This window comes from Paraburkholderia sp. DD10, assembly GCF_049177125.1.
GTDB classification, from domain to species: domain Bacteria; phylum Pseudomonadota; class Gammaproteobacteria; order Burkholderiales; family Burkholderiaceae; genus Paraburkholderia; species Paraburkholderia terricola.
Window position 1 is genome coordinate 511,952 of sequence record NZ_CP185393.1, and the last position, 23,973, is coordinate 535,924.

At 64.4% G+C, this 23,973-nt stretch carries 18 protein-coding genes and 1 tRNA gene; 8 read left to right on the plus strand and 11 right to left on the minus strand.

Annotated elements, in window-relative coordinates; all coding sequences use genetic code 11:
* Nucleotides 1-4: 4 nt before the first annotated feature.
* From ACOCG7_RS17725 to ACOCG7_RS17750, 6 genes are all read left to right on the plus strand, one after another.
* Nucleotides 5-1,159 carry an acyltransferase family protein gene (locus tag ACOCG7_RS17725; RefSeq protein WP_114162156.1) on the plus strand — a complete coding sequence of 385 codons (1,155 nt, stop codon included), beginning with the start codon at nt 5-7 and terminating at the stop codon, nt 1,157-1,159.
* Between the two features lie 859 nt (nt 1,160-2,018).
* Nucleotides 2,019-5,186 carry a PIG-L family deacetylase gene (locus ACOCG7_RS17730; RefSeq protein WP_421379273.1) on the plus strand — a complete coding sequence of 1,056 codons (3,168 nt, stop codon included), beginning with the start codon at nt 2,019-2,021 and terminating at the stop codon, nt 5,184-5,186.
* Nucleotides 5,187-5,849: 663 nt separating this feature from the next.
* Nucleotides 5,850-7,838: a hypothetical protein gene (locus ACOCG7_RS17735; protein WP_152035332.1), complete on the plus strand. Its 1,989-nt coding sequence runs from the start codon at nt 5,850-5,852 to the stop codon at nt 7,836-7,838.
* 108 nt (nt 7,839-7,946) lie between these two features.
* Nucleotides 7,947-8,864, plus strand: coding sequence for a LysR substrate-binding domain-containing protein (locus ACOCG7_RS17740; RefSeq protein WP_083085100.1), 918 nt, complete (start codon nt 7,947-7,949; stop codon nt 8,862-8,864).
* A gap of 171 nt (nt 8,865-9,035) precedes the next feature.
* Complete coding sequence (locus ACOCG7_RS17745) at nt 9,036-10,352, plus strand: MFS transporter (protein ID WP_114162160.1); 1,317 nt, start codon at nt 9,036-9,038, stop codon at nt 10,350-10,352.
* Nucleotides 10,353-10,418: 66 nt separating this feature from the next.
* The gene (locus tag ACOCG7_RS17750) at nt 10,419-11,666 is read left to right on the plus strand and encodes a metal-dependent hydrolase family protein (RefSeq protein WP_114162161.1); all 1,248 of its coding nucleotides are present in this window, start codon (nt 10,419-10,421) and stop codon (nt 11,664-11,666) included.
* 434 nt (nt 11,667-12,100) lie between these two features.
* On the opposite strand, the gene ACOCG7_RS17755 is transcribed toward ACOCG7_RS17750, so the two are convergent.
* A complete protein-coding gene (locus tag ACOCG7_RS17755) occupies nt 12,101-13,291 on the minus strand; it encodes an MFS transporter (protein WP_114163448.1) in 1,191 nt (396 codons plus the stop codon).
* A gap of 241 nt (nt 13,292-13,532) precedes the next feature.
* On the opposite strand from ACOCG7_RS17755, the gene ACOCG7_RS17760 reads away from it, so the two are divergent.
* Nucleotides 13,533-14,018 carry a DUF2569 domain-containing protein gene (locus tag ACOCG7_RS17760; protein ID WP_114162162.1) on the plus strand — a complete coding sequence of 162 codons (486 nt, stop codon included), beginning with the start codon at nt 13,533-13,535 and terminating at the stop codon, nt 14,016-14,018.
* 20 nt (nt 14,019-14,038) lie between these two features.
* On the opposite strand, the gene ACOCG7_RS17765 is transcribed toward ACOCG7_RS17760, so the two are convergent.
* From ACOCG7_RS17765 to ACOCG7_RS17790, 6 genes are all read right to left on the minus strand, one after another.
* Nucleotides 14,039-14,866 (minus strand): phosphodiesterase, encoded by an 828-nt coding sequence (locus ACOCG7_RS17765; protein WP_114163449.1) that lies wholly within the window; start codon nt 14,864-14,866, stop codon nt 14,039-14,041.
* A 51-nt stretch (nt 14,867-14,917) separates the two neighbouring features.
* A complete protein-coding gene (locus ACOCG7_RS17770) occupies nt 14,918-15,964 on the minus strand; it encodes an ABC transporter ATP-binding protein (protein WP_114162163.1) in 1,047 nt (348 codons plus the stop codon).
* Nucleotides 15,961-16,866 (minus strand): ABC transporter permease, encoded by a 906-nt coding sequence (locus tag ACOCG7_RS17775; RefSeq protein WP_114163450.1) that lies wholly within the window; start codon nt 16,864-16,866, stop codon nt 15,961-15,963. Before ACOCG7_RS17775 ends, ACOCG7_RS17770 begins: the two co-directional genes overlap by 4 nt.
* A gap of 32 nt (nt 16,867-16,898) precedes the next feature.
* The gene (locus ACOCG7_RS17780; protein WP_114162164.1) at nt 16,899-17,723 is read right to left on the minus strand and encodes an ABC transporter permease; all 825 of its coding nucleotides are present in this window, start codon (nt 17,721-17,723) and stop codon (nt 16,899-16,901) included.
* Nucleotides 17,720-18,796: an ABC transporter substrate-binding protein gene (locus ACOCG7_RS17785; protein WP_073431448.1), complete on the minus strand. Its 1,077-nt coding sequence runs from the start codon at nt 18,794-18,796 to the stop codon at nt 17,720-17,722. Before ACOCG7_RS17785 ends, ACOCG7_RS17780 begins: the two co-directional genes overlap by 4 nt.
* 61 nt (nt 18,797-18,857) lie before the next feature.
* Nucleotides 18,858-19,913: a substrate-binding domain-containing protein gene (locus tag ACOCG7_RS17790; RefSeq protein ID WP_114162165.1), complete on the minus strand. Its 1,056-nt coding sequence runs from the start codon at nt 19,911-19,913 to the stop codon at nt 18,858-18,860.
* A 179-nt stretch (nt 19,914-20,092) separates the two neighbouring features.
* On the opposite strand from ACOCG7_RS17790, the gene ACOCG7_RS17795 reads away from it, so the two are divergent.
* Nucleotides 20,093-20,177: transfer RNA gene (locus tag ACOCG7_RS17795), tRNA-Leu, on the plus strand.
* Nucleotides 20,178-20,265: 88 nt separating this feature from the next.
* On the opposite strand, the gene ACOCG7_RS17800 is transcribed toward ACOCG7_RS17795, so the two are convergent.
* The 4 genes from ACOCG7_RS17800 to ACOCG7_RS17815 form a co-directional block, all read right to left on the minus strand.
* Nucleotides 20,266-21,051 (minus strand): fumarylacetoacetate hydrolase family protein, encoded by a 786-nt coding sequence (locus tag ACOCG7_RS17800; protein WP_073431450.1) that lies wholly within the window; start codon nt 21,049-21,051, stop codon nt 20,266-20,268.
* A 93-nt stretch (nt 21,052-21,144) separates the two neighbouring features.
* On the minus strand, nt 21,145-22,254 hold the full coding sequence (locus tag ACOCG7_RS17805; protein WP_114163451.1) for an alcohol dehydrogenase catalytic domain-containing protein: 1,110 nt from the start codon (nt 22,252-22,254) through the stop codon (nt 21,145-21,147).
* Between the two features lie 126 nt (nt 22,255-22,380).
* Nucleotides 22,381-22,914: a carboxymuconolactone decarboxylase family protein gene (locus ACOCG7_RS17810; protein ID WP_114162166.1), complete on the minus strand. Its 534-nt coding sequence runs from the start codon at nt 22,912-22,914 to the stop codon at nt 22,381-22,383.
* A gap of 20 nt (nt 22,915-22,934) precedes the next feature.
* Entirely contained in the window at nt 22,935-23,942 is a 1,008-nt protein-coding gene (locus ACOCG7_RS17815) for a VOC family protein (RefSeq protein WP_073431452.1), read from the minus strand.
* Nucleotides 23,943-23,973 lie beyond the last annotated feature (31 nt).

Here is a 23,973-nt window from a genome sequence, read left to right on the forward strand (position 1 = left end):
ATCAATGAAAACGGGCCTCCTGGCCCGTTTTTCTTTTCAACGCGCTAACGTGCGGTCGGCAACCGGGAAGATACGGATCATGACGCTTGACCAATTGCTTCGCCGTGGCAATAACAACGCCGACCTGCTTCGATTGATCGCCGCGGCCGCCGTCATCTGGGGCCACGGATACAGGCTGGTTCCCGTCCCGGGCGTCGACGATCCCATTCAAAATCTGCTGGACTTCGATTATTCCGGCTCGCTTGCGGTCAAGTTCTTTTTCTTTCTGAGCGGCATCCTCGTTACCAATAGCTGGCTTTCAAAGCCGAGTGCAATTCGTTTCGCCTCGGCCCGCGTTTTCCGTATTTTCCCGCTGTTGATCGTCGCGTCCGTGGCGACGATCGTCGTGATGGGGCCGGCGCTCACGTCGCTGTCGACTTCGGATTACTTCCATCACCGGGCCGAACTCGTCCATGTGCTCTTGCATCCCTACAACGAATACCTGTTGCCGGGCGTGTTCGATCACGCGTTATATCCGCATGCAAACGGTTCGATCTGGACCATCAAATACGAACTGATGCTTTACGCGCTACTGCTCGGCGCCGGCATGTGCGGACTGTTTCGCTACAAGCCGATAGCTGCCTCAGTGCTTGTGACGGTGATCGCCGTCTGCCTGATCCGGCCGGAAAGCATCACCGCGATAGGTTTGTCCAACGTCAATGCGGGTGGACGCCTCCCGGCATTTTTTGCATTTGGCGCGCTGCTCGCACTCTACAAGGATCGCGTGCGGATAGACGGGCGGCTTTGCATCGGCGTCGCGCTCATCGCGTTCGCGGTGAGACATGGTCCCGCGTTCGAATACGCGTTCTGCCTCGCCTTTCTCATGACAGCCCTATGGGTCATGTCGCTTCGCGTCGTGAAAGCGATTCGGCTGCCTGGTGATTTCTCATACGGCGTCTACGTATTCGGATGGCCGATCCAGAATACTTTCGCCAATCTATTTCCGAAGTCGGGAATACATGGCAATCAGGCGATGACGTTTGCATGTGCGCTTCTTCTTGCGGTTCTATCGTGGTTTTTGCTTGAGAAGCCGTGCATCGCATTGGGTCATAAAATCCCCGCTTTTTTTCAGCGAAAGAACTCGGCGGCTGACGCGGAATCCGGCAAGGCGTTGGTGTAAGAGAACGCATTGCAAGCACGCCGTGGTTCGCTGGCGGCGCTGAGAATTCGCCGCCGCGCAAACCCGTCCCATCAGCGGACGGGAAGATAGGCCGGCACGGCCCATGAATCGTCCCCGGTGCCCTTGCGAGCGCGGTGTCTCCCATTGCGACGTCGGGCCTCGCCTGTTCTTCGTTCGATCGACGACGTCTTCGTTCAGCGTCAGCCGCGGTTCCCGTTTTCGGGTTCCATAGGCGTCCCGATACGAAAACAGGAGAGGTCACGAGATGAGTTGGATACCGCACAAACTGACGAGCATGCTGCCCGCGATGCAATACGTTGACGCAGTCGCGAAGGATGCGAAGAAAAGAGACGGGGATTCCGGCACCGCGGGCGGGCAGGTGACGCCTACCGCGCGAAGCGCATCGCCGCAACTCGACGCACTGCCCGATAACGATTCGGCGAATTCAGGCGCAAAACCCGACGTCAAGCCGGCTAAGGCTGCCCCCTCTTCAGCGCATGCGCCGCGTCCATCCGCGATCACGCCTGTTCCGACGTTACGAGAGCGATTGAGCCGGCTAAAACGCGGATCGAGCTGACACGGCGGATTGGGCGTTGCTCTGAATTCTGGCGACGTTCGCATGCACATCGATGCCTTCGGTCGCAACGCGGTACCGCGCCATCCACTCGATACGCTCGAAGCATCGAGTGTTGCGCGGACCGCGCGAATTCAGGGCAGCCACGACAGCCCCGAGCGCAATGGTGGAGACGGAACCAGGGCAACACGCTGAATCCCGTTCATGCGGCGGGCGACATCCACGCCGTGCGAGCCTGCCGCGCGGCTTCGACAGGCGTCGTCCGCGAACCTTGCGAGGACCGATATGTCGACTGTTCGCGGCCCCGACGCTCAACCGTCCGTTCCCGCCGGCACGGAACCTTTCGCTTCTTCTTCTTCTTCTTCTTCTTCTTCTTTCGATCCGCCCGCTGTGCCCATTCCACGCCCGGCCCGCGCCGCGCACGAGTTTCTCGCGCCGTATTTTTCCGACGCGCGCGCGCAACGTTCCGCGACCGTGCGCTTCCGGCAAAACAGCAACAACAACGACAGCGATGCGCCGCCGCCCCGCGCATCGCGACCGGCGGCTCTCCCGAATGTATTGCCTCATCGCGCGCAAGCCGGCGCGCAAGCGGCGGCTGTCCACCCTGCCGCAACCGCGGAGAGTGCGCGCCTGCCATTACCGGAAGAACGCCCGGACCCGAAGCGGGTGCTGGTCGTCCTCGCGCATCCCGATGACGAGTCGCTGTTTTCCGGCTCGCTCAGACGGCTGCTGGCGCAGGGCATTCACGTCGACGTCGTGTATCTGACGAAGGGCAACGGCGGCACCATGTTCAGCCTGTCGAGCAAGGGCATTCCCGAGCCGAAATACGACGCGACCGGGAAGGAGGAAACCGATCCGCAAGCCTATGGACGCATCCGCGTGAAAGAGACGGTGGGTTTCTGGAAAGAACTGGGCGGCAATAGCACCAACCTGACTGTCACGGTGATGGACAACCCCGATTTCAACCCGTTTCGCGTCGCACGCAACACGGTCGATTACGGAATCAAGGCCTCGTGGGATCGCCGGAAAATCAACGAGCTGCTCGAGGAGAAACTGGCGAACCACGAATATGCGGCGATCCTGACGACCTCGACCGATCCACGCATCCATCCCGCGCACGACAAGGCCAGCCGGATCGCTCACGAGGCCGCGCGCGCATTCGCCGCGACGCATGGCGGCAACGCGCCACCCGTCGTCGAAGCAGTGGAGGAGGGTTGGTACGCGCTCAGAGACATGGTCCCGCTCGATCCGGCGAACACGATCCAGGTGCCGCTCGAAACCGATGAAATCGCCGATGAGTTCGCCCTGCGCCGCGCCGCGCTGCAGACGCATTACGCGAGCCAGCCTCCCGGCCACGACGGGTTCTTTGGCAATGCGCGCAGCCGCGAGTTGCTGCGTCTTCCCGAGGGGCTGTCCGCGGCGCAGGACGCGAGTCTGCGTGAACTGTTCGTGCGCTCGCAGCCCGCCGCTCAGGCGGCCGCCGATGCCGCGCGCAGTGCGAACGCCGGCAGCGAGTCCGCACCGGTCACCGAGATCGCCGTGGCGGGCGGCGAGCGCGGGCTCGTCGAAACCGTCCCTGCGGCGGCCGACCTGACGCGGCCCGAGCCGAGCGGGCCGGCAACGGCCGAGGAACTGGAGGATCTGATGGATCGCGCGCTGCGGCTCGCGCGCGGCGGCACCGGCAGGCGCCCGCATCGGATTACCGAAGTGGAGGAGGCGCAATGGTTTTTCCTGACCCAGGCCGGCCCGCGCTACGTGCCGCCGCGCACGCCGCTGCGTGAGCGCATACGCCTTGTGCGCAGCGACGACGGCGGCTTCTGGAGCGGACCGCGGCGTGACGTGGTCGCGTTCGCTTCGTCGGATGTGCCGCTTCAGCAAAGCCTGGGCCCGCACGGCGCGGGCTTGAGCCTTGCCGGCAACACGCGCATCTGGGCGGATATCACGGGCGCGCGCGGCGAAGCCACCCGGCTTTTCAACGAAGAATTCGCCCGACGCGCCGATGACGGGAACGCGCCCGGCCTGCCCGTGCTATATCGCATCGTCGCGCCTGCCCGCATGCTTCGCGCCGCCATCGGCAACGGCCACATTCCAACGGAGATGCTGTCGGGCGGCGTCCCCGTGATCAATCCTCAGGGCGGCCTGTTTCATGAGACCGCCGTCAATCGCGACGCGCGCTATGACGTGCAGCCCGGCGAAATCCACGGCACCCCGACGCTGACCGGCATGAGCGGCAAAGAGCTCCGGCGCGCGGCGTACAAGAGCGCGGGCGTGATCGTCGCGGGCGCGACCGGCACGTACGCGAGCCTGCGCTGGGGCGTCATGGACGGCGGCTACCTCGCGAGCCAGGCGGTGCTGATCAAGGCGGCGCTCGCGATGTTCGGCTATCGGGCAGCCGTCGGCGGCGCGACGGATATTGCGCAAAGCCGCCTCGCCGTGCGCGTGCAACGCGCGAGCGAAGAGCCCACCGGAGCGGCGCTCGACGTCGTGCAGCGGCAGGTCAGCGGGTGGCGCGGCGTCAGCCGCGGCCTGACGCGAAGCGCGCGCGACGAACTCGCTTTTGCGAGCGAGCTGCTGCGCGTCAATCCCGAGGACGGCGAGGCGTTCCGGCGACTGGAAAGCGCGTCGGACCAGATGCTCGCGCTGACGAGTCCGCTCGGCCGCGCGCTCGAAGTGCTGCGACTCGCCAGTTACGGCATCAACGATGCCGCTGGGCCGCGCGTCTTCGCCAATATCTGGCTCGATCCGCAAGCCGGCCTTCTGAACGTGTCGAACGCGAGCCGGACGTTTTCGAATCTCGCGACCGCGGCTTTCATTCCCGTGCACTGGGGCAACAACGGCAGCGCGCTGGCCGCGCACCTGCTCGGCGCGCGCGGCGCGCGGCTCGATCGCGATCACGAAGTCCAGGCGGAGGGCGCGCGCATGCGCGGCTTCTATCGCGGCAACGCGGACCGTTCCGCGCTCGTGCAGTGGTTGCAGGGCCTCGGCGATCGTGAGGCGGTGATTTATCCATCGACGCTGCCCGACGGCAGCCGGATTCGCAAGCCTTCGCCGGTGATGCGCGTGCAGGAGCAGGCCATGAGGGCGGCGGCGGTGATCGGCGCGGGCCCGTTCATGCTGGCCGACCTTGCCGCCGTTCCGCATGCGTTCGCCTCCGGCCATTACGCGGCCGGCGCGGCGGATCTGTCGAAGGCGGTGGCCGATCTGCTGTTCGCGAGCGGTTACCGCCAGAGCTATATCGATCTGTTTCGCGCCAACCGGGGACTGGGCGCGACGGTCCGCCAGAATCGGCTGATTCCGTGGCTCAACGCGCCGCTTCGGGGCGCCACGACAACGCCCGCGAATATCACGCAGCCGCGTCTCGTCGACCGGGGCGGCGTCGACACGTTCCGGCCACCGGTCGTGGTTGCCGTGGGCATGGGCGCGCGTGTCGTGCTTGGGTTGCTCGCGCCGTGAAATCGCGTGATGGGCGGCGCGCGCGTCGCCATCAGGATTGCGAGCAGGCACGCCGTGGTTCGCCGGCGGCGCTGAAAATTCGCCGCCGCGCAAACCCACCCGATCAGCGGCCCGGAAGATAGACCGGCACGGCTCATGAATCATTATCCGAGGCCGTTTTTCCGGAGTCTCGGCATGCGTATCGGAAACACCCCCGCAAATAAAGCCGCCGCAACGACCAGCGACGAGCGGCCGGACCAGATCGCTTCGTCCGGCAGGGTGCGGCGTGCCGCGCCGGCGCGTACGCCATTGCTCGCCCCACTGCCTGCGCGGCGCGCTCGATCGCTCGCGCAGGGGTCGTCGTCGCAAGCCGGTGGCCGTGCCGCGGCGAGCAGGCCGCCCGATTCGTCGCCGTCGTCCGCTGCGTTGAATGAACCGTCGCCGGGGTGGCAACGCACGGGCAAACGAACGCGAACGGGTGAGGGCGCCGAGGCGGGCCGCGGGGGTGCGAACTGGCGTTGGGCGGATCTGCCGGCCACGCCGTTGCCTCGTGGAACAAGTGAACAAGCCGCTGCATCGTCCCTGGACGTCGCGCTAGCGAGTGCGATGCCGGCGGCAAACCATCAGGACGCCGCTGCCGTCGCCGCACGCGCTGGCCGATCGCGGCAAAGCGCGACCGCGGCAATGGTCTACACGATTCTGTCGGACCGGGCTAGAGGCGCCGCGCTCAAGGACACGCTCGACGCGCATTCATTTCCAAAAGGAACGGTCACGTCCTGGCGGAATCCGAATTTTTGGCAGTACCGGAACTTGCCGGACCGCCTCGCCAAGATGCCGGACTATCCGTTGTTTCGCGACAGGCTCAACGTCCTCGCGCGCTCGCTCGGCTTCACGACGAAGGATCTGCCGCAGCCGTGCGCCGGGCGGCGGGCAATGGACGCGCACGCGCTGAAAGCGATGCTCCAGACGCTGGTCGATCTCGGGGTGAGGCGAGGCGCGACGCGCGGCCAGAACGCCGGCGCGCTCGGCACCGTCGCGCGGAGAACCGGCCATAAGGAAAGCACGATCGCGGGCTGGCTGTCGGTGGTGGACGGCGCGTTGAAAAAGCCGGCTGCCGCGGTGGCGCGCCTTGCCGGCTATGCCGACGTGCAGAACGACTTGCAACAGCTCTTCAGGGATCTGGGCGACGTGCAGACGGCGGACAGCCTGCCTGTCTCCGGCGAGGGCGCCATACAGCAAATGACGGCGGCGCTGCTCGCCGATGCGCTGCGCGCCATTCCCGCGGAGGGCAAGGTGCAGCTATGGAAGATCGGCCCTGCCGTCGGCGTCGGCGCGTCGTGCCTGGCGCTGCATATCGTGCCCGCCGACGGCAGCCTTCGCGATGTCGGCGCGGTTCAGCGCTTACCCGGCTATGGGCAGAACCGCGAAGCGCTCGCCGCCGCGCTCGCCGCGCGCGGTTTGCATACGCAGGCCGGCGCGCTGCCGCTGCCGCTCGTCGACGCCGAGCAGTTCCTGGCAGTCTTGCGCGACGATCTGGACCGCATCGTTGCGGCAATGAACGCGCTGCGAGGCAACCCGACCATGTCGCCCCGGGACGCGGCGATCGAGTCGAACCTGCATCCCGAAACGTTCACGGCGGTGATCGGCGAAGGCGGAATCGTGCGCGAACGCGCGGCGGTCCATGCGTTGCTGACGCACTTCGAGGGATACCTGAGGGCGGGCATCGAGAAACAGCTCGACCGCTTACACGCGGCTTCGCTCGGCGAGCCGGTAAGCGTCGTGGCGGAGTCCGCCATGAAGACGATGACATTGCCGCCCCGGGGAAAGATGCCGGCCAAGGTCTTGATCGTCCGGTCCACGAGCGAGGACTCGGAGGCGAGGCGAGCGAACCGGCTCGAAAAGGTCTTTGCGAATAATCCCGAGCAGATTAGCGAGCCGCGCTCCTACGAAGCGGACAGAGCAAGGCAAATGCTGCGCTGGCAATCGACGCTTCTGAAGGCCAGATTTCCGGACTCGAAAGAGATTCAGTCGTACTACCACGCGCCGGCAAAAACACTCGTGGTCTCCTCCAACCTGAACGTGATGAACACAGAATTGGCGAACCAACTCGGGCGCGGCAATTTGAGCGAAATGGCCGAAGCGTTGGCCCGAAGCGATACGCCGCTTGCCGGCAGGGAGCGGCGGCATGTGGAAAAGTTGCGTGCGGCGCTTCGCATCGGTTCCGCGAACACGCTGCCCGGCACGCCGGGAGAGGTGCTGGACAAGATGATGTCGAACGGCGGGCTCCAGGTGTCCGATCGAAAGTTCACCCATCGCGGCGAGACCGTCGATCTGCACGCGGAGCGCCGGATCAAGCACCACGTGCAGGACAATTTCAGTGCGGCCGTCGATCCCCAACTGCTTGGCGGCACGATGCGGCCGTGCGGCACGTGCGCGGAAGACCTCGGCTTCGACGATACCCGGCACCGCGGGCCGTTCTGGCTTTCACGCGCGGCGCAGGCGCGGATCGACACCCCAGGGGTCATCGAACGCAACGTCGAGCGCGCGATTGGAACTCGGGTGACGAGAACGCGCGAAGGCAAGATCACGATCGATTACGACACCGACAGCGATTCCGACGTCGACGAAGCCGTGCAGCGTTTGAAGAAATCGGCGGTTCCACGTAGCGAGTGACAAGCCTTGCAAAACGGATGTTGGGAGTGAGACTCTTCCCCGAACTCATGATTTGACGCATGTTTCGACCCGCTATGATGGTGCGATCGTCACTCGGGTGTGGTCATCATGCGCATTACCCCTTTACCTCCGCTCCAATGCCTCGTCGCGTTCGAATCTGCGGTACGGCATGCCAGTTTCACCAAAGCCGCCGCCGAACTGCATCTGACGCAAAGCGCGATCAGCCGGCAGATCGCGCAACTGGAAGACTTTCTCGGCCGCTCGCTGTTCGTGCGCGAGCATCGCTCGTTACGTCTGACGATCGCCGGCGAGGGCTATGCGAAGCACGTGCAGTGGTTGCTCGCCACCTGCTCCGAAGCCACGCTCGACGTCATGAAGCGCTACGGCGATCAGGAATTGACGATCGCATGTTCATCCGGGGTCGCCGTGTTGTGGCTCACGCCGCGACTGGGCGCGTTTCGCGCCGCTCATCCGAACGTCAAGATCAGAATGATCGTGCGCGACGGGCTCGCGTCGCTGTCGCCCGCCGAGTTCGATGTGGGCCTGTACTACATTCGCCAGCGCGCCGAACCGCACTTCACCGCACGCCGGATTTTCGACGAAGAGGTGTATCCGGTCTGTTCGCCCGGCTATCTCGCCGGCCGCGTGCTGCAACCCGCCGACCTCGCGCGCGAAACGCTGCTGATGCAGGAGGACGGTCAGCGGCAATGGATGGCGTGGTCCGAATGGTTTCGCCTCAACGACGTGCAGATGCCCGCTTCACCGCGGGCAGTCGTCGTCAACCACTATCCGCAGCTCGTGCAGATGGCGATTCTCGGTCAAGGCGTCGTGCTCGGCTGGCGTCATATGATCGACGCCTGTCTGGATGAAGGACTATTGGTGCGCGCGACGCATGCTTCGGCGAGCCACGGCGGCGCCTACTACGTGGTGTCGCCGAACGACCGCTCGCAGAACCAGGCGGCGCGCCGGTTTACGCGCTGGTTGTTCGAACAGGCCGAGGAGCAGAAGGGCAGGGCCGCGGCCTGAACCCGCTTCGCATGCGCTACACGCACGCATGCATGCATGCGAATCTTTCGTTTCGAAAACAAATCAGGTCTCTCTACGATCGGCGTAATGCATGCGAAAGCGCCGTTCGGTCACGCCGTGGCGCGTTGCCGGCATCACCGCCCGACAGGCAGCCACATGAGGACAGAGACCATGCAAGGAACGCTTTCATCCAACGTCGCATTACCCGTTGACGCGCTCGCGCAGCAGCGGCGCCGCGCCATTATCGCCACCGTGCTCGGCAACGGGCTGGAGTGGTTCGACTTCACGGTGTACAGTTTTTTCGCGGTCATCATCGCCAGGCTGTTCTTCCCGACCGGCAATGAACTGAGCTCGCTGCTGCTTGCCGTCGCCACCTTCGGCGTGGGTTTTTTCATGCGACCGGTGGGCGGTATCGTGCTCGGCGTGTACGCCGATAAAGCCGGAAGAAAGGCCGCGCTCTCGCTCACCATTCTGTTGATGGCGGGCGGCACCGCGCTCATCGGCATCGCGCCGACCTACGAAAAGATCGGCGTGTGGGCGCCGGTCCTCATCGTAATCGCGCGGCTGCTACAGGGCTTCTCGGCGGGCGGCGAAATGGGCAGCGCCACCGCCTTTCTCACCGAGTACGCGCCGGCGCACAAGCGTGCTTTCTATTCGAGCTGGATTCAGTCGAGCATCGGTTTCGCCGTGCTGCTGGGCGCCGCGGTCGGCACCTTCGTGACCTCCAGTCTGAGCGCCGATGCGCTGCACTCGTGGGGCTGGAGAATGCCGTTTTTGATCGGCATTCTGATCGGCCCCGTCGGCTATTTCATTCGCAGCCGCATGGATGAAACGCCGGCATTCAGCGCGGTCGCCGAAGAAGCCAAAAGCGATTCACCGCTCGCGGAAGTATTTCGCCGCTTTCCGCGCGAAACCTTCGCGAGCTTTTCGATGGTGATTCTGTGGACCGTGTGCACCTATGTGCTGCTGTTCTACATGCCGACGTATTCGGTGCGGACGTTGCACCTGCCGCAATCCACCGGTTTTTCCGCCGGCATGTTCGGCGGCCTGATGATCATGTGTTTCTCGCCGGTTGTCGGCAAACTGGCCGACCGCTTCGGCCGCCGCGTTTTTCTCTCGGGCGCCGCCGTATCCATCCTGCTGCTCGCATGGCCGATGTTCGCGTACATCAACAGCGCGCCCGGCCTCGCTTCGCTGCTGGTGTTTCAGGGCGTGTTCGGCTTGCTGATCGCCGCTTACACAGGACCGATTCTCGCGGCGTTCTCCGAACTGTTTCCGACCAAGGTGTTGTCCACGGGGCTCTCCGTCGCCTACAACTTCGCGGTGACGATTTTCGGCGGCTTCGCGCCGTTCTTCATCACGTGGCTGATCGCCTCGACCGGCAGCAACATGGCGCCCGCGATCTACGTGATGATCGCGGCGGCCATCAGCCTGACCGGCACGTTCTTCGTGCGCGGCATGGACGACAAGCGCCACGGCCGCGCCTGAAGCGGCGTGTCCGGCCGGGACTGAAAGAGGCCGGACGGATTCCCTCATCAAGTCAGGAAGATAGCAATGAGCATGACGGTAATCAGCGGCGGCAATGTACTCGATCTGGTCCAGGGCGCATGGCTCGAGCATCATCATGTGGTGATCGAAAGCGGCCACATCGTCGAAGTCACCGATCGCCCTGTCGATCTGCCGAACGCGCGCGTGATCGACGCGCGCGGCAAGACGGTGATGCCAGGATTGATCGATTGTCACGTACACGTATTGGCTTCGCGCGCGAATCTCGGCACGAATGCAACGCAACCGAACATCCTCGCCGCGATTCGCGCGCTGCCGATTCTGAAGGCGATGCTCGCCCGCGGCTTTACGAGCGTGCGCGATGCGGGCGGCGCGGATTGGGGTTTGACGCAAGCGCTGGAAAGCGGCCTGATTCCGGGGCCGCGCATTTTTCCGTCGGGCAAGGCGCTGTCGCAAACCGGCGGCCACGGCGATTTTCGCGCACGCGGCGACATGCTCGAACCCTGCTCATGTTGCTTTCGCGCCGGGGCGATCGCGCGCGTGGTCGACGGTGTGGATGCGGTGCGGCTCGCCGTGCGCGAGGAGATTCAGAAGGGCGCGACGCAGATCAAGATCATGGCATCGGGCGGCGTCGCTTCGCCCACCGATCCGATCGGCAACACCCAGTATTCCGAGGACGAAATCCGCGCGATCGTCGCCGAAGCGCAAGCGGCGAATACTTACGTGATGGCGCATGCGTACACCGGCCGCGCGATTTCGCGGGCGATTCGCTGCGGCGTGCGCACGATCGAACACGGCAACCTGGTCGACGAAGCCGCCGCTCGACTGATGCGCGAGCACGGCGCGTTCGTGGTGCCCACGCTGGTCACGTACGACGCATTGGCCAAACATGGCGCCGACTATGGCTTGCCCGCCGACTCCATCGCCAAGGTCGAAACCGTGCGGCAAGCGGGGCGCGACTCCTTGCAGATCTATGCGAAGGCCGGCGTGCCGATGGGTTTCGGTTCGGACCTGCTCGGCGAGATGCATATGTTCCAAAGCGACGAACTGCGGATTCGCGCGGAGGTGCTCGGCAATCTGGAAGCGTTGCGCTCGGCCACCACGATCGCCGCGGAGATCGTCGATCCGAGCGGCCAGCTCGGTGTCGTGAAAGCCGGCGCGATTGCCGACGTGCTGGTTGTGGACGGCGACCCGCTCAAGGATATCGGCGTGCTCACGGGACAAGGCGAGCGTCTCTCGTATGTCTTGCAGCGCGGCGAGGTGGTGAGCGAACGGGGCAGGGTGACGTCGCGTTGAATAGCGTGCGGGCGCGGCGGCGGCATTCATGGCTTCAATGCTCCAGGCGCGCCGGGGGCGAATACACGGATAGTTTCCGATTAACATGTTTCGCTCCCACCAAATCGAACCCCCAACGGCTCGCCCCGACGAAGCACCGCGACGGCGCGCGCAGCGCCGCCGGAAGAATGACTGCTGTGTCACGAACGCGGAGTGTGCGAGAACACGGATTCCAGATGCACCACTACCTCCTCCAAGCCAGGGGACCCGCTTGAAAGCTAGCGGTGTGAGCCGCTTTCTTTTGCCTACTTTTCTTTGCGGCCGGCAAAGAAAAGTAGGTGCCGCCCCGCACAGGGGCAACGCCAATAGACCACTAACAAATCAAGGAAATCCCAACACCCCAAAAAAAACAGCATCCAAACAACCGCCCAAGCAGGCAACAAAACCAGAACCAATCACCCCTTGCCGGAAAGCCTCAAATGATTCCAGGCCGCCAGCCCGGCAAACCCAACCCCCGCCACACAAACCCCACCCCACCCAAAACCCGCCCAAACCACCGCCCCGACCCCAGACCCAACCGCACCACCAATAAAATAAGCCACCATATAAACGGTATTGACCCGACTACGCGCATCAGGCTTGAGCGCATAGATCCGTGACTGATTCGAAATCTGCGCAGCCTGCACCCCGACATCGAGAACGATCACACCGACCACCAACCCCGCGATACTGGCCGCCGACAACCCAAACACAACGAACGAAACCGCCACGAGCCCAATCGACACGGTGATGATCGCGCGCGGCCCGCGTCGATCGGAAAACTTGCCGGCCAGCGGCGCGGCCATCGCCCCTGCCGCGCCGACGATGCCGAATAGCCCGGCCGCCTGCGGTCCCAGATGAAACGGCGCGCCCGCCAGCAACAACGCCAGCACCGACCAGAAAATGCTGAACGCGGCGAACATCGCCGCACCGGTCAGCGACGCTTCGCGAAGCGCGCGATGCTCGACCACCAGATGCCACATCGAAACCAGAAGCTTGCCGTAGGACAGCGTCGAGGTCGGCTGACTCTTCGGCAGTCTCATGATGATCACGACCGCCAATGCCAGCAACGCGACGACCGACGCGCCGAACACCGCGCGCCAGCCGAGATACTGGGCAATGACCCCGGCGGCGGTCCGTGCCAGCAAAATCCCCAGCAGCAAACCGCTCATCACCGTGCCCACCGCATGACCGCGCTGAGCCGGCGGCGCGAGTTCGGCGGCGAACGGCACCGCCTGCTGCGCGATGGTGGCAAGCACGCCGATCGCGAGGCTCGCGACGATCAGCACGGGCAGCGTCGGTGCCGTAGCGGCCGTCACCAACGCGACGCACATGCCCACGATCTGCAACAGAATCAGGCGGCGCCGGTCGAAGCGGTCGCCGAGCGGCGCGAGCAACAGCATGCCGGCCGCGTAGCCGAGTTGCGTGACGGCCGTCACCGCGCCGACCCATGACGCGCTAGTGGGAAAAGACCCACGGAAGTTGTCGAGCAGCGGCTGGTTGTAATAGATGTTCGCGACCGCCACGCCCGCGATGGTCGCGAGCAGTAGCAGCAAGCCGCGCAACGACCTGTCGGAAGCGGAAGTGGAAGCGTCGGAAGTGGACATGAGAGGGGCGATCGACGGACCGGCCCATGCGCGGTCCTCAAGCGTGCCGATCATACCGGAGCGCGATGGATCGTGCTGACGGTCGCGGCCGTGCGAGCCGTTCATGTTTGAGCGCAGCTCGCACGCGACTCGCGCGAAGTAAGGCAATTGAAAAACGTCCATCGGACAAAAATGAGACGCCGCTGCGGCGGTCGTTCGTAGAATCGGCGCGCGCGATAAATCCCACACGTGACCCGACTTCATGACTACAAGCACAAAAACCGAACCACGACGAATCGGCGGCTGTCTGCTGATTGCCTTGCTCTGCCTCGCTGCATGGGCGCTGTCCACCGCGATCGCGCTGCGCGATCCACTCAAGCTGATGCTCGAATGGGAACTGCTGGCCGTGTTCGCGCGCAGCGAAACGCACGGCTGGTATCGCGCGGTGATGACGATGGTCGGCTGCGACGTGATGATCGGCGCGTTCATCGTTGCGGGCGCGGGTTGGCTGACGCTTCTCGCGTGGCGCAAATCGGCGCGCTTTGCGGTGCAGGTGCAAGCGTGGCTGCTTGCCATCGTCGTCATGCGCACGGGCGCTTATCTGCTCGGCGATTACATGACGCACGTGATCGGCATCGCCATCGCGATTCCATTCGACGGTTTTGTTCAAGCCGTCATCGCCGCCGCGCTCGGGATACCGTATTTCAGGCTGTCCCGGCGCGTTCGTGAGACCTTCGTCAACGCCTGACGGGTTGACCGGTTTGACGATCAATCGATCAACGCGCCTTCGGGCTCGTAGAACGGATACGGGCCATCCGCCTGATCGACATACGCGTGATGCGTGACGATGCCGGTCGCCGGATCGTAGCGATGCAGCGCATACGCGGGCGCTTCCATGACGAATGCCGACGGCGCATCCTCGCGCAGATCGAGCCTGACCTGATGCGCGGGCGCCGGCACGGCCGAGGCTATCGTGCCGCCGAAGCGCACGAACATCGGCCGATGCACATGCCCGCAAATCACGCGCTCCACGTTCGGATGACGCGCGACCAGGGCGGCGAGTCGATCGGCCGCGGCCTGGTCGAGGCGCAGCGCGTCCATGTGTCCGATGCCGCAAGCAAACGGCGGATGATGCAGCGCGACCACCGTCGGCTTGCCTCGGGCCGCATCGAGTTGCGTCGCGAGCCAGGCAAGCCGCGCGTCGCACAGCGTGCCCGCGCTTCGACCCGGCACCAACGAATCGAGCGCGATCACGCGCAGCGGTCCGACATCGACCGCGTAGTGCACGAACTCGCCGCCGCTGTGCAACTCCATGCGCTCAGGAAACGCCGCACGCAATGCGGCACGTTCGTCGTGATTGCCCACGAGCAGGAAGTAGGGAATCTCCAGCGGCGCGAGCAGATGCTTGAGATGCGCGTACTGCTCGGGGTCGCCCTGGTCGACGAGATCGCCGGTCATGATAACGGCGTCGGGACGCGGTTCGAGCGCGTTGAGCGCGGCGACGCAGCGCGCGAGCGCGGCGCCGGTGTCGACACGGCGATAAGCCAGCGCGCCGGGCCGCTTGATATGCAGATCGCTAATTTGAGCCAGCAGCATGGGGATGTCCTTGTGATCGATGCGCGCTGCCACGAGCGCAGCGCGGCTTCATTACGATAGCGCGATCAGCGCGTCCTGCACGATCGAGATGCCGACGGGCGTGCCGCGCGCCAACTCGACGCGGCCCGCGACGTCGATCAGCAAAGCGTCCGGCGCGGCGCCGCCGATCGTCAGGCGGGTGCGTTCGCCGAGAAACGCGGTGCTTTCGACGTTGCCGCGCAACTGCGCATGGGCCGGGTCGGCGAGATACGCATCCTCGGGGCGAAAGAAAATTTCGTGCGCCGAGCTGGCATGCGTCGCGCCCGACGGAAGCGGCACGGCGCCGCCGGTCGTGCTCAGCATGCCGTCGCGCCGTTCGCCCGCCAGCCGGTTGATGGTGCCGACGAACTGCGCGACCGTGCGATTCGCCGGACGATAGTAAATGTCGCGCGGCGAACCGATCTGCTCGATACGCCCGGCGCTCATCACGACGATGCGGTCGCCCAGTTCCATCGCTTCGGCCTGATCGTGCGTCACGTAGACCGTCGTGATGCCCAGTTCGCGCAATAGCGTGTTCATCTCGCCGCGCAACGTGTCGCGCAAACGCGCATCGAGAGCGGTCAGCGGTTCGTCGAGCAGCAGCACGCGCGGTTGCACGGCAAGCGCGCGTGCGAGCGCAACACGCTGACGCTGGCCGCCGGAAAGCTGGTCGATCGGTTTATCCGCGTGCGCGGTGAGGCGCATCATCGCGAGCAATTCGTCGACCCGTTGCCGCGCGGTTTCAGTGGGCACGCGTTTGATCCTGAGACCGTAGCCGATGTTGCCGCGCACGGTCAGGTTCGGAAACAGCGCATAGCTTTGAAACACCATGCCGACCTGGCGCTTTTCGATCGGCAGCGCGGTGACGTCGTCGTCGCCGAACGCGATGCGTCCGCCCGCGTCGGGCGTCTCCAGACCCGCGATCATGCGCAGCGTCGTGGTCTTGCCGCAACCGGAGGGGCCGAGCAACACCAGCGTTTCGCCCGCGCCGATGCGCAGGTCGAGCGGTTCGAGCACGCGTGTGCCGCGAAACGTTTTCGCGCATTGCGTCAGCGCGATGGGAACGGAAGCGAGTTTCATGGCGTGGTCGTTGAAGATGAAGGTAAGACAGCGACGCGTTTCCTCGCCGCGCTGCGCTGGCCGGTTGCATCGACGCCGAGCCATTGCATCGCGACGAGCAGGGGCATCGTCATGATGAAAAACAGAATCGTGTAGGCGCTGCCGATCTCGATGCGCAACGACGCATAGGTATCCGCGAGACCGACCGGCAGCGTCTTCGTGTCGGGCGTGTGCAGCATCCACGTGAGATTGAATTCGCCGATCGAAAGCGTCAGCACCGCGAGCGCGCCGGCGACGATGCCCGGCCGCGCATTCGGCAGCACGATCGTCGTGAAGCGCTGAAAGAAGCTCGCGCCGAGGCTCGCCGCGCCTTCCTCGAGCGTGCGCAGATCGCTGCTCGCGCACACCGCGGCGACCGCGCGCACCATGAAGGGCAGCGTGAACACCACATGCCCCACCACAATGAACGCGACGCTCATGCGGAACATCGCGAAGCCGCCATAGACCACCAGCAAGGCGAGGGCGGACGCGAGCCCCGGCAACGCGATCGGCAGCACCAGAAACTCTTCGATGATGCGCGAGAGCCGCGTCTTGCTGCGCGCGAGCACGTAGCCCGCCGGCACGCCGGTAACGAGCGTGATCAGCAGGGTCGCCGCCGCCACTTCGAGCGAAAGAAAAACCGAGCCGTGATACTGCGTCCACACTTCGCCGAGCCAGCGCAGCGTCAGTCCGCTCGATACGCCCTTGAAGTAGTTGACGGTCAGGCCGGCCACGATCGACATCACGACCGGCACGATCAGGAAGGCGCACAGCAGCAGCGTGACGAGCCATTGGCCGGCCGCGAGCCACGTGCGCGAGCCTGGCCACCTGAGTCTCGAATGCGGCTTCGCGGCGCGTGGCAGAGGAGCGGGGATGGAGTTCATCGAAGTCTTGTCGTCGGGTTTGAGAACGCCGCTCATGCGCTGGCCGCGACCGCCGAGCCGGTCACGCTGCGCGCGAACGCCAGCACGGCCCACGTGACGATGCCGAGCACGATGGAGAGGCCCGCGGCCGTCACCATGTTCGCGTTGAGGGTGAACTCGGTGTAGATGGTCATCGGCAGCACGTCGATGTCGGTGGCGAGCGTGAAGGCCGTGCCGAACGCGCCCATCGCGGTCGCGAAGCACACCGCGCCCGCCGCGATCAATCCCGGCGACAGCGCGGGCAACACGATGTCGCGTGTGATGCGCCACGGCGACGCGCCGAGCGAGCGCGCCGCTTCCTCGAGCGACGCATCGAGCTTGGTCGCCGACGCCATCACCGTGACGATCACGCGCGGAATCGAGAAGTACAGATAGCCGAGAAAGAGGCCGCTCATCGAGTACGCGAACACCCAGCGGTCGCCGGTGAGTTTCAGCGAGAGCGCGCCGATCAGCCCCTGACGTCCCGCCAGCATGATGACCATGAAGCCGACCACGACGCCGGGAAACGCCAGCGGAAAGGTCAGCAGCGCGAGCAGCGTGCGTTTCAAGGGAAACTCACGGCGCGCCAGCAGCAAGCCGGCGATCACCGAGAGCACCAGCGTCGCCGCCGTCACGGCTGCGGAGAGCAGCACCGTCGCGCCCAGGCTCGACATGTAGCGCGAATTCGTCAGCATCGCGCGATAGGTGGCGAACGCGTGGCCGTCGCCGCTCAACTGCGCGAGCGCGACCATCGGCAGCAACCAGAACGCGATGAAAACCGCCAGCGCCGGCGCGATCAACGCAATGCGCCAGCGCAGCGGGAACGTGATGTCGTTCAATGCATCACCTGCAAATAACGCTCGCCGAAGCTCGACTGCTTTTCCGCCATCTTGCCGAAGTCGACCGGTTTCGCGCGCGCATACTCGCTCGCGGGCAGGAATTTCGCGGCGGTTTCCGCGCTCATCGCGTTCGCGCGCACCGGCCGCAGATACGCATCGGCCCACAGCTTCTGGCCTTCGTCGGAGAGCACGAAATCGAGCACCTTTCTGCCGTTCGCTTCGTGCGGCGCGCCCTTCACGAGGCTCATCACATACGGCACCGAGATCGTGCCTTCCTTCGGGATCACGAATTCCACGTTCGCGTGATCCTTGTACTTCGCGCGATAGGCGTCGAAATCGTAGTCGAGCAGGATCGGGATTTCGCCCGACATCACGCGCGCGTAGGCGGTTTGCTTCGGCACGATCGGTGCGTTGGCCTTCAGCTTGCGGAACCAGTCGAGGCCCGGCTCGAAGTTGTCGAGCGTGCCGCCGAGCGCCTGGTTCACCGCGACCGCGCCCGCGTAACCGACGAACGCGCTCGACGGATCGAGGTAGCCGATCATGCCTTTGTATTCGGGCTTGAGCAGGTCGGCCCACGAGCGCGGCACCGGCTTGCCTTCGAGCGCGTCCTTGTTGACGAAAAAGCCCAGCGTGCCCGAGTGGATCGTGAACCAGTAGCCTTGCGGGTCCTTCATGTTGGCGGGAATGTCGTCCCAGTGCGCGGGCTTGTACGTCTGGATCACGCCCTTGTCCTTCGCCTGGAATGCCGACGAGACGCCGAGGTACACCACGTCGGCGACCGGGCTCTTCTGTTCGGCCATCAGTTGGGCGATCGACTGGCCGGAGTTCTTGTTGTCGAACGGCACGCGAATGCCGGTCTTTTGCTGGATCGCCTTGATCTGGCTTGCCCAGTCGGCCCATTCGGGCGGGCAGTTGTAGCAGATCGCGGTTTCGTCGGCGTGGGCCGCTTGTGGGGCGAGCGTGGCGAGCGCGGCGGTGACGACCATGCCCGCCGAGAACGCCGCGGTCGTGGCGCGCGCGACGCGGCGCCAGAGCGGTTTGAGCAACGAAGAGCGTGTGGAAGAGCGGATCACTGCGAGTCTCCTGGAGAGGACGAGAGCGGGTGGTTCAGGGTTGGAAATGGGCGAGACGCCGCTATGCGCGCACGGAAATCCGCGCCGGCGTTGTTTCGTTGCGGTTCGGAATCGCCGCGATGGTGGCGCCTTCGCGCAAGCTGTGCGGCAGCGTCAGCGCGAGCGGCGTCTCGGCGAATGTCTCGTACCCGCCGGTGACGCGGGCCAGCAAGCGCTGCCACGCGGCGCAGCCGATCTCGCGATTCGGCGCGCAGACGCTCGCCAGCGGCGGCGACAGCAGTTCACCCATCGCGAGGCCGTCGAAGCCGAGAATCGACATGTCGTGCGGAATTTGCAGACGCGCGCGGCGCAGGCCGCGCATGACCACCATCGCGAGCAGGTCGTTGCTGCAAAAGAGGGCGGTGGGCCGGTTCGCGCCGCGGGTCAAATGCGCGAGCACCGACGGCGACAGCTCGTCGGCATTGAAATCGACTTCGAGCGCCGGCGCGGGCGCGAGGCCGGCCTGCTGCATCGCTTGTGCGTAGCCGAGGTGACGCTGGCGCGCGCGGTCGGAGGCGGCCAGCGTGCCGGCGAGCATCAGGATGCTGCGGTGACCGTGGGCGATCAGCATGCGCACGCCCTCATAGGCGGCGAGCCGGTTGTCGACCGAGACCGACGGACGCCGCACCGTGTCGTTATGCATCAGCACGTAGAGCAGGCCGGCGCGGTCGAGTTCGTCGAGCAGCGGGTGCGTGTCGGCGTCGGCCACGGTCAGGATCAGGCCTTCCACGCGGTGTTCGCGCAACGTTTCGATCGCGTGACGCTCGCGCTCGGTGTCGTACTGCGTCGTCATCAGCATGAGCCGGTAGCCTTGCGCCGCCGCGAGTTCGTCGATGCCTTGCAGGCATTCGGCGAACACGGGATTGGCGAGCGTCGGCAGGATCACGCCGATCAGGCGCGTGCGCTCGCCGCGCAATTGGCGGCCCAACGCGCTTGGGCGGAAGTCGAGGGCGTCGATGGATCGGCGCACGGTATCCAGCGTGACGGGGTTCACCGTATGCGGCGCATTGATCGCACGCGAGACAGTGGCGATGGAGAAGCCGGCGTGGGCGGCGACATCTTTGATCGTCGGGGTCATGGCTATCCACTCGGATGTAAACGTTTTCGTGAGCGGATTATCGGAAAGGTTTGTGACTCGCGGATGACTGCGATTTTTATCGTCGCCACGCGGCGAGTGAAACGGACGGCGGTCGACTTCCGCCGGTTTGGTGCGCTCGCCCGGCAATGGTAGAATTCGCGTCCACGCGATCGCACCCTGCCGGGGTGATGAAATTGGTAAACATAGCGGACTTAAAATCCGCCGCTTCACGGCTTGCCGGTTCGAGTCCGGTCCCCGGCACCAGGTAGAACTCCGTCCGATTGCTGGAATTTTTTGAACCCTCGATGCAGCGATGCTTCGAGGGTTTTTCGTTTTCGGAGCCTGGTTTCGTTCAGGAAGCCGCGCTGATCGAGGCGATCACACGGTTGCGCAGCACGCCGATGCCCTCGATCTCCACCTCGATCGTGTCGCCGGGCTTGATGGGGCCGACTCCCGCCGGCGTTCCCGTCATGATGTGGTCGCCGGGAAGGAGCGTCATGTACTTGCTGAGGTAGGCGATCAATGCGGGCACGCCATACACGAGATCGGCGGTGTTGCCGTTCTGGCGCACCTCGCCGTTGACGCGGGTGAGCAGACGAAGGTTCGACGGATCGATATCCGTCTCGACCACGGGACCGATGGGCGCGAACGTGTCGTAGCCTTTACCCATGAGCAGACAGCCGTACTCGCTCTCGCGGCGCTGCAACACCCGGTCGCTGACGTCGTTGCCGCATGTGTAGCCGAAGACGTAACGCAGTGCCTCGCTTTCGGAAACATGGCGCGCTTCCTTGCCGATGATGACCGTCAGCTCCCCCTCGAAATGAATGTTCTCGCCGTCGGGCGGATAGACGATGGCTTCGTCCGGGCCGATCACCGTGGTGCTGGGTTTCATGAACAGCACCGGAACCGTGGGCGTGCTTTTGCCGACTTCCTGCGAATGCGCGCGGTAGTTGTAGCCGAGACCGAAAACGCGAGGGCGGTGAAACGGGCTCAACACGCGAACCGATTCGAGCGTGTCGACATGACCGGAAGGATGCAGTCCTTCGAGCGGCGAGCGCTTCAGTCGCTGAATATTTCCGTCGCTGCCGAGGATGCCGTAATGCTCATTGCCATCAATCGAATATCGCGCGATCTTCATGGGTTTTTACCGGGTAGGAAGCGGATCGAAACTTGCGCGAGCCGGTGTGCGACCGCAGGCGCAGTCGCACTTCCGGTCACGCAGTGAAGCTAGTCAGGGAAGGACGACATAGTTGCTGAAGCCGCCGTCGCGATCCTTCAGGCCGGAGATCGCCTCGTTGACGCGTTCGAGCGGGAACCTGCGATGTTCGAGATACGACAGGTCGATTGCGCCGGTGCTCACCATGTCGGCCATTTCCTGACCCTGCGCGGTCGTGAACCAGTTTGATCCGATGATCTGCACCTGCTCGTCCATCAGCCACTTCACGTCGATCGGCAGGTCGTCGGCCACGCCGCCGACATTCACCACCCTGCCGCCGCGCCGAACGCCCTTCATGGAGTCGAGCATGGTGGCCGCGGGCGCCTTGGCGCCGAGCGCACTGATCACGAAGTCCACGCCTTCACCGCCCGTCAGCGACCTGGCCCATTCGCCCGTCGAGCCTTCGCCGAGCTGCGTCACCTCGATGCGCTCCGGCGCGAGCGCCTTCACACGTTTGAGCAGCGCTGCGTCACGGCCCGTGCCGAGAATGCGCGACAAGCCCATGGCGAGGCCCAGCACCGTCGCGGCCACGCCGAGCGTGCCGGTGATGCCGTCTATGAGAGCGACCTGGCCCGGACCCGCGGCGGCGTTTTTCAGCGCACCGTACGAGGTGCCCAGATAGCCGAACCGGCCGGCCTGTTCGAAGCTCATGTTATCGGGGAGGTTGACGATCGCATATTCGGGCGCGGTCATGTATTCGCTGAAGCCGCCATACGGGTAAAGATCGAAAATGCGTTGACCGTCGCGGCTCGTGCTGAAGTAGCCGTTCAACGTGTAGTACCGGCATTCGCTGCGCCGGCCGGCGCGGCATGCCTTGCACGATCCACATGAACGCAACGGGCTCACATAGACGCGATCGCCCGGCTTGACGTTGAGCACCGCTTCGCCGACCTCTTCGACGACCCCGGCAGGGTCCAGGCCGAAGATAGCGGGAAACTTCGGCAGCGGCTGATGCGGAAACCAGCTCGGCCAGTTGTTGATGACGTTGCCCATGTTCGGCACGATTCCGCATGCCTTGACTCGCACGAGAACATCGGTGGGTCTCGGTTTCGGCACCGGGATGGTATCGAGCGTCATCGGAGTGTGAAGAGCATGCAGCCGCGCTGCAACCATCGTTCGTTCCATACGTTCCTCTTTCTCTGTGAAGACTTCCGCGGTATCCGCCATTCCGTGCGTAAGTACCACGCATTGCTTTGAACAGCGGCCGGTTCGGTGCAGCCGGTCTGTTTGTCGATCGGGGCCGGGCTTCTATCAGCGATAGCTCTCCTCGAGTTCGATCGCGAGTGCGCCCATGATGCGCACGCCGGAGTTGTACCAAGCGATGTTCAACGCGAGTTCGACGCGTTGCTGATCGTTCAGGAACGGCACGATCCGGTTCCAGGTCTTGTCGCTGACGTCGACCTTCAGCGTCGACTCTTTCGCGACCGCCATCACCGCACGCTCTTCCTCGGTGAACAGGGGCGAGGTTTCGAAGTCGGGAATCGCGTTCAGTTGCTCCGCACTGATGCCCGCCTTCAGCCCATGCGACTGGTGATGCGCGATTTCGTATTGGGAGCCGGTGCAGTGTCCGACCGTCAGAATCGCGAGTTCGCGCAACTTCGGGCTGATCGACGACGCCCGGATCGCGTTCGCGTAGGAAAGGAACTGATCGAGAATCCGCGGTGCGTGCGCGAGCGCGCGAAAGATGTTCGCCGTGGGTACTTTCCGTTCCTGTTCGAGCCGGTCGAAGAGGGCGTCGTCAACGCCTGCGAGGTCCGAACGCTGGAGGTATTTGACGCGTGCCATAGTGGTTATTCCTTGCGCTATCAGCTTTTTGCAAGCCGGTTCTGAATGTAGGTTTCGAGCGTCGTGGGACGCGGCTTGTTGGCTGTTTCGATCAGTTCGGCTCCTTCGAACCGCGAGGCCTCGAAGTACCAACGGTGCTCCGCCGGCAGACCCCAGCGCACGCTGGTGCTCAGCGAAGCGGCATCCCAGCGGACCGGCTCGATTTCGATGTCGATGGTCTGGTAATGACCGTCGCACAGCTCGACGCGGTGACCATCCGGGTCGCGCAGATAGACGAACAGCATGCCGCCGGGGCCGTGGCGGCCCGGTCCGCGCTCCACTTCATGCGCATGGCCGTAGATGCCCGCGAGGTCGCACGCGGTGAAGATGTCGTGCGATTCGGGCACGATGTACGCGAAGTGATGCATGCAGGGTCCGTCGTTCTCGACGATAGCCAGATCGAGGCACGTGCCTTTGCGATACATGAAGGCGCCGAGCAGCCGCTCGCCGTGCGCGAGATACTCGGAGTTGCGAAAGCCGAGCCTGCTATAGAACGCGCACGATTCGTAGGTGTTCGGCGAGAAGATCTGGAAATGATCGATGCGCTGCGCGTGCGCGCCCTTGAACAGGTTGCGCTCGAGATAGAGACGGGGACGCGTTTCCATCTGCGCGCACAATTCGATCTTCGTGCCGAACGGATCGGAGACATGCAAGGTTCTGCCTTGATGCGCGACTTCGGCCCATTCGGCGGGAAGCCCTTCTTCCTTGAAGAACTGATAGGCAAGATCCAGGTCTTCTTCGAGGAAAACGCGAAAGCCGATCCGCTTGCAGATGGGTGCGTTGCTGTCGGCCTGCACGAGCACCAGACTATGGTGGCAGGCTTCGGACAGGCCGCGCAGATAGCACGTGTCGGCGGTTTGCTCCGTCACGACGAGGCCGACGATGTCGACATAGAAGTCCCGGCTTTTCGCCAGGTCGGCAACGTTCAATACGATATGGCTGGCGCGCGTGATGTTGAACGGCGGCCGATGATTGACAGCAGGCAGCATGATGACCTCTCGATTGTTGATGGCGAGCTTT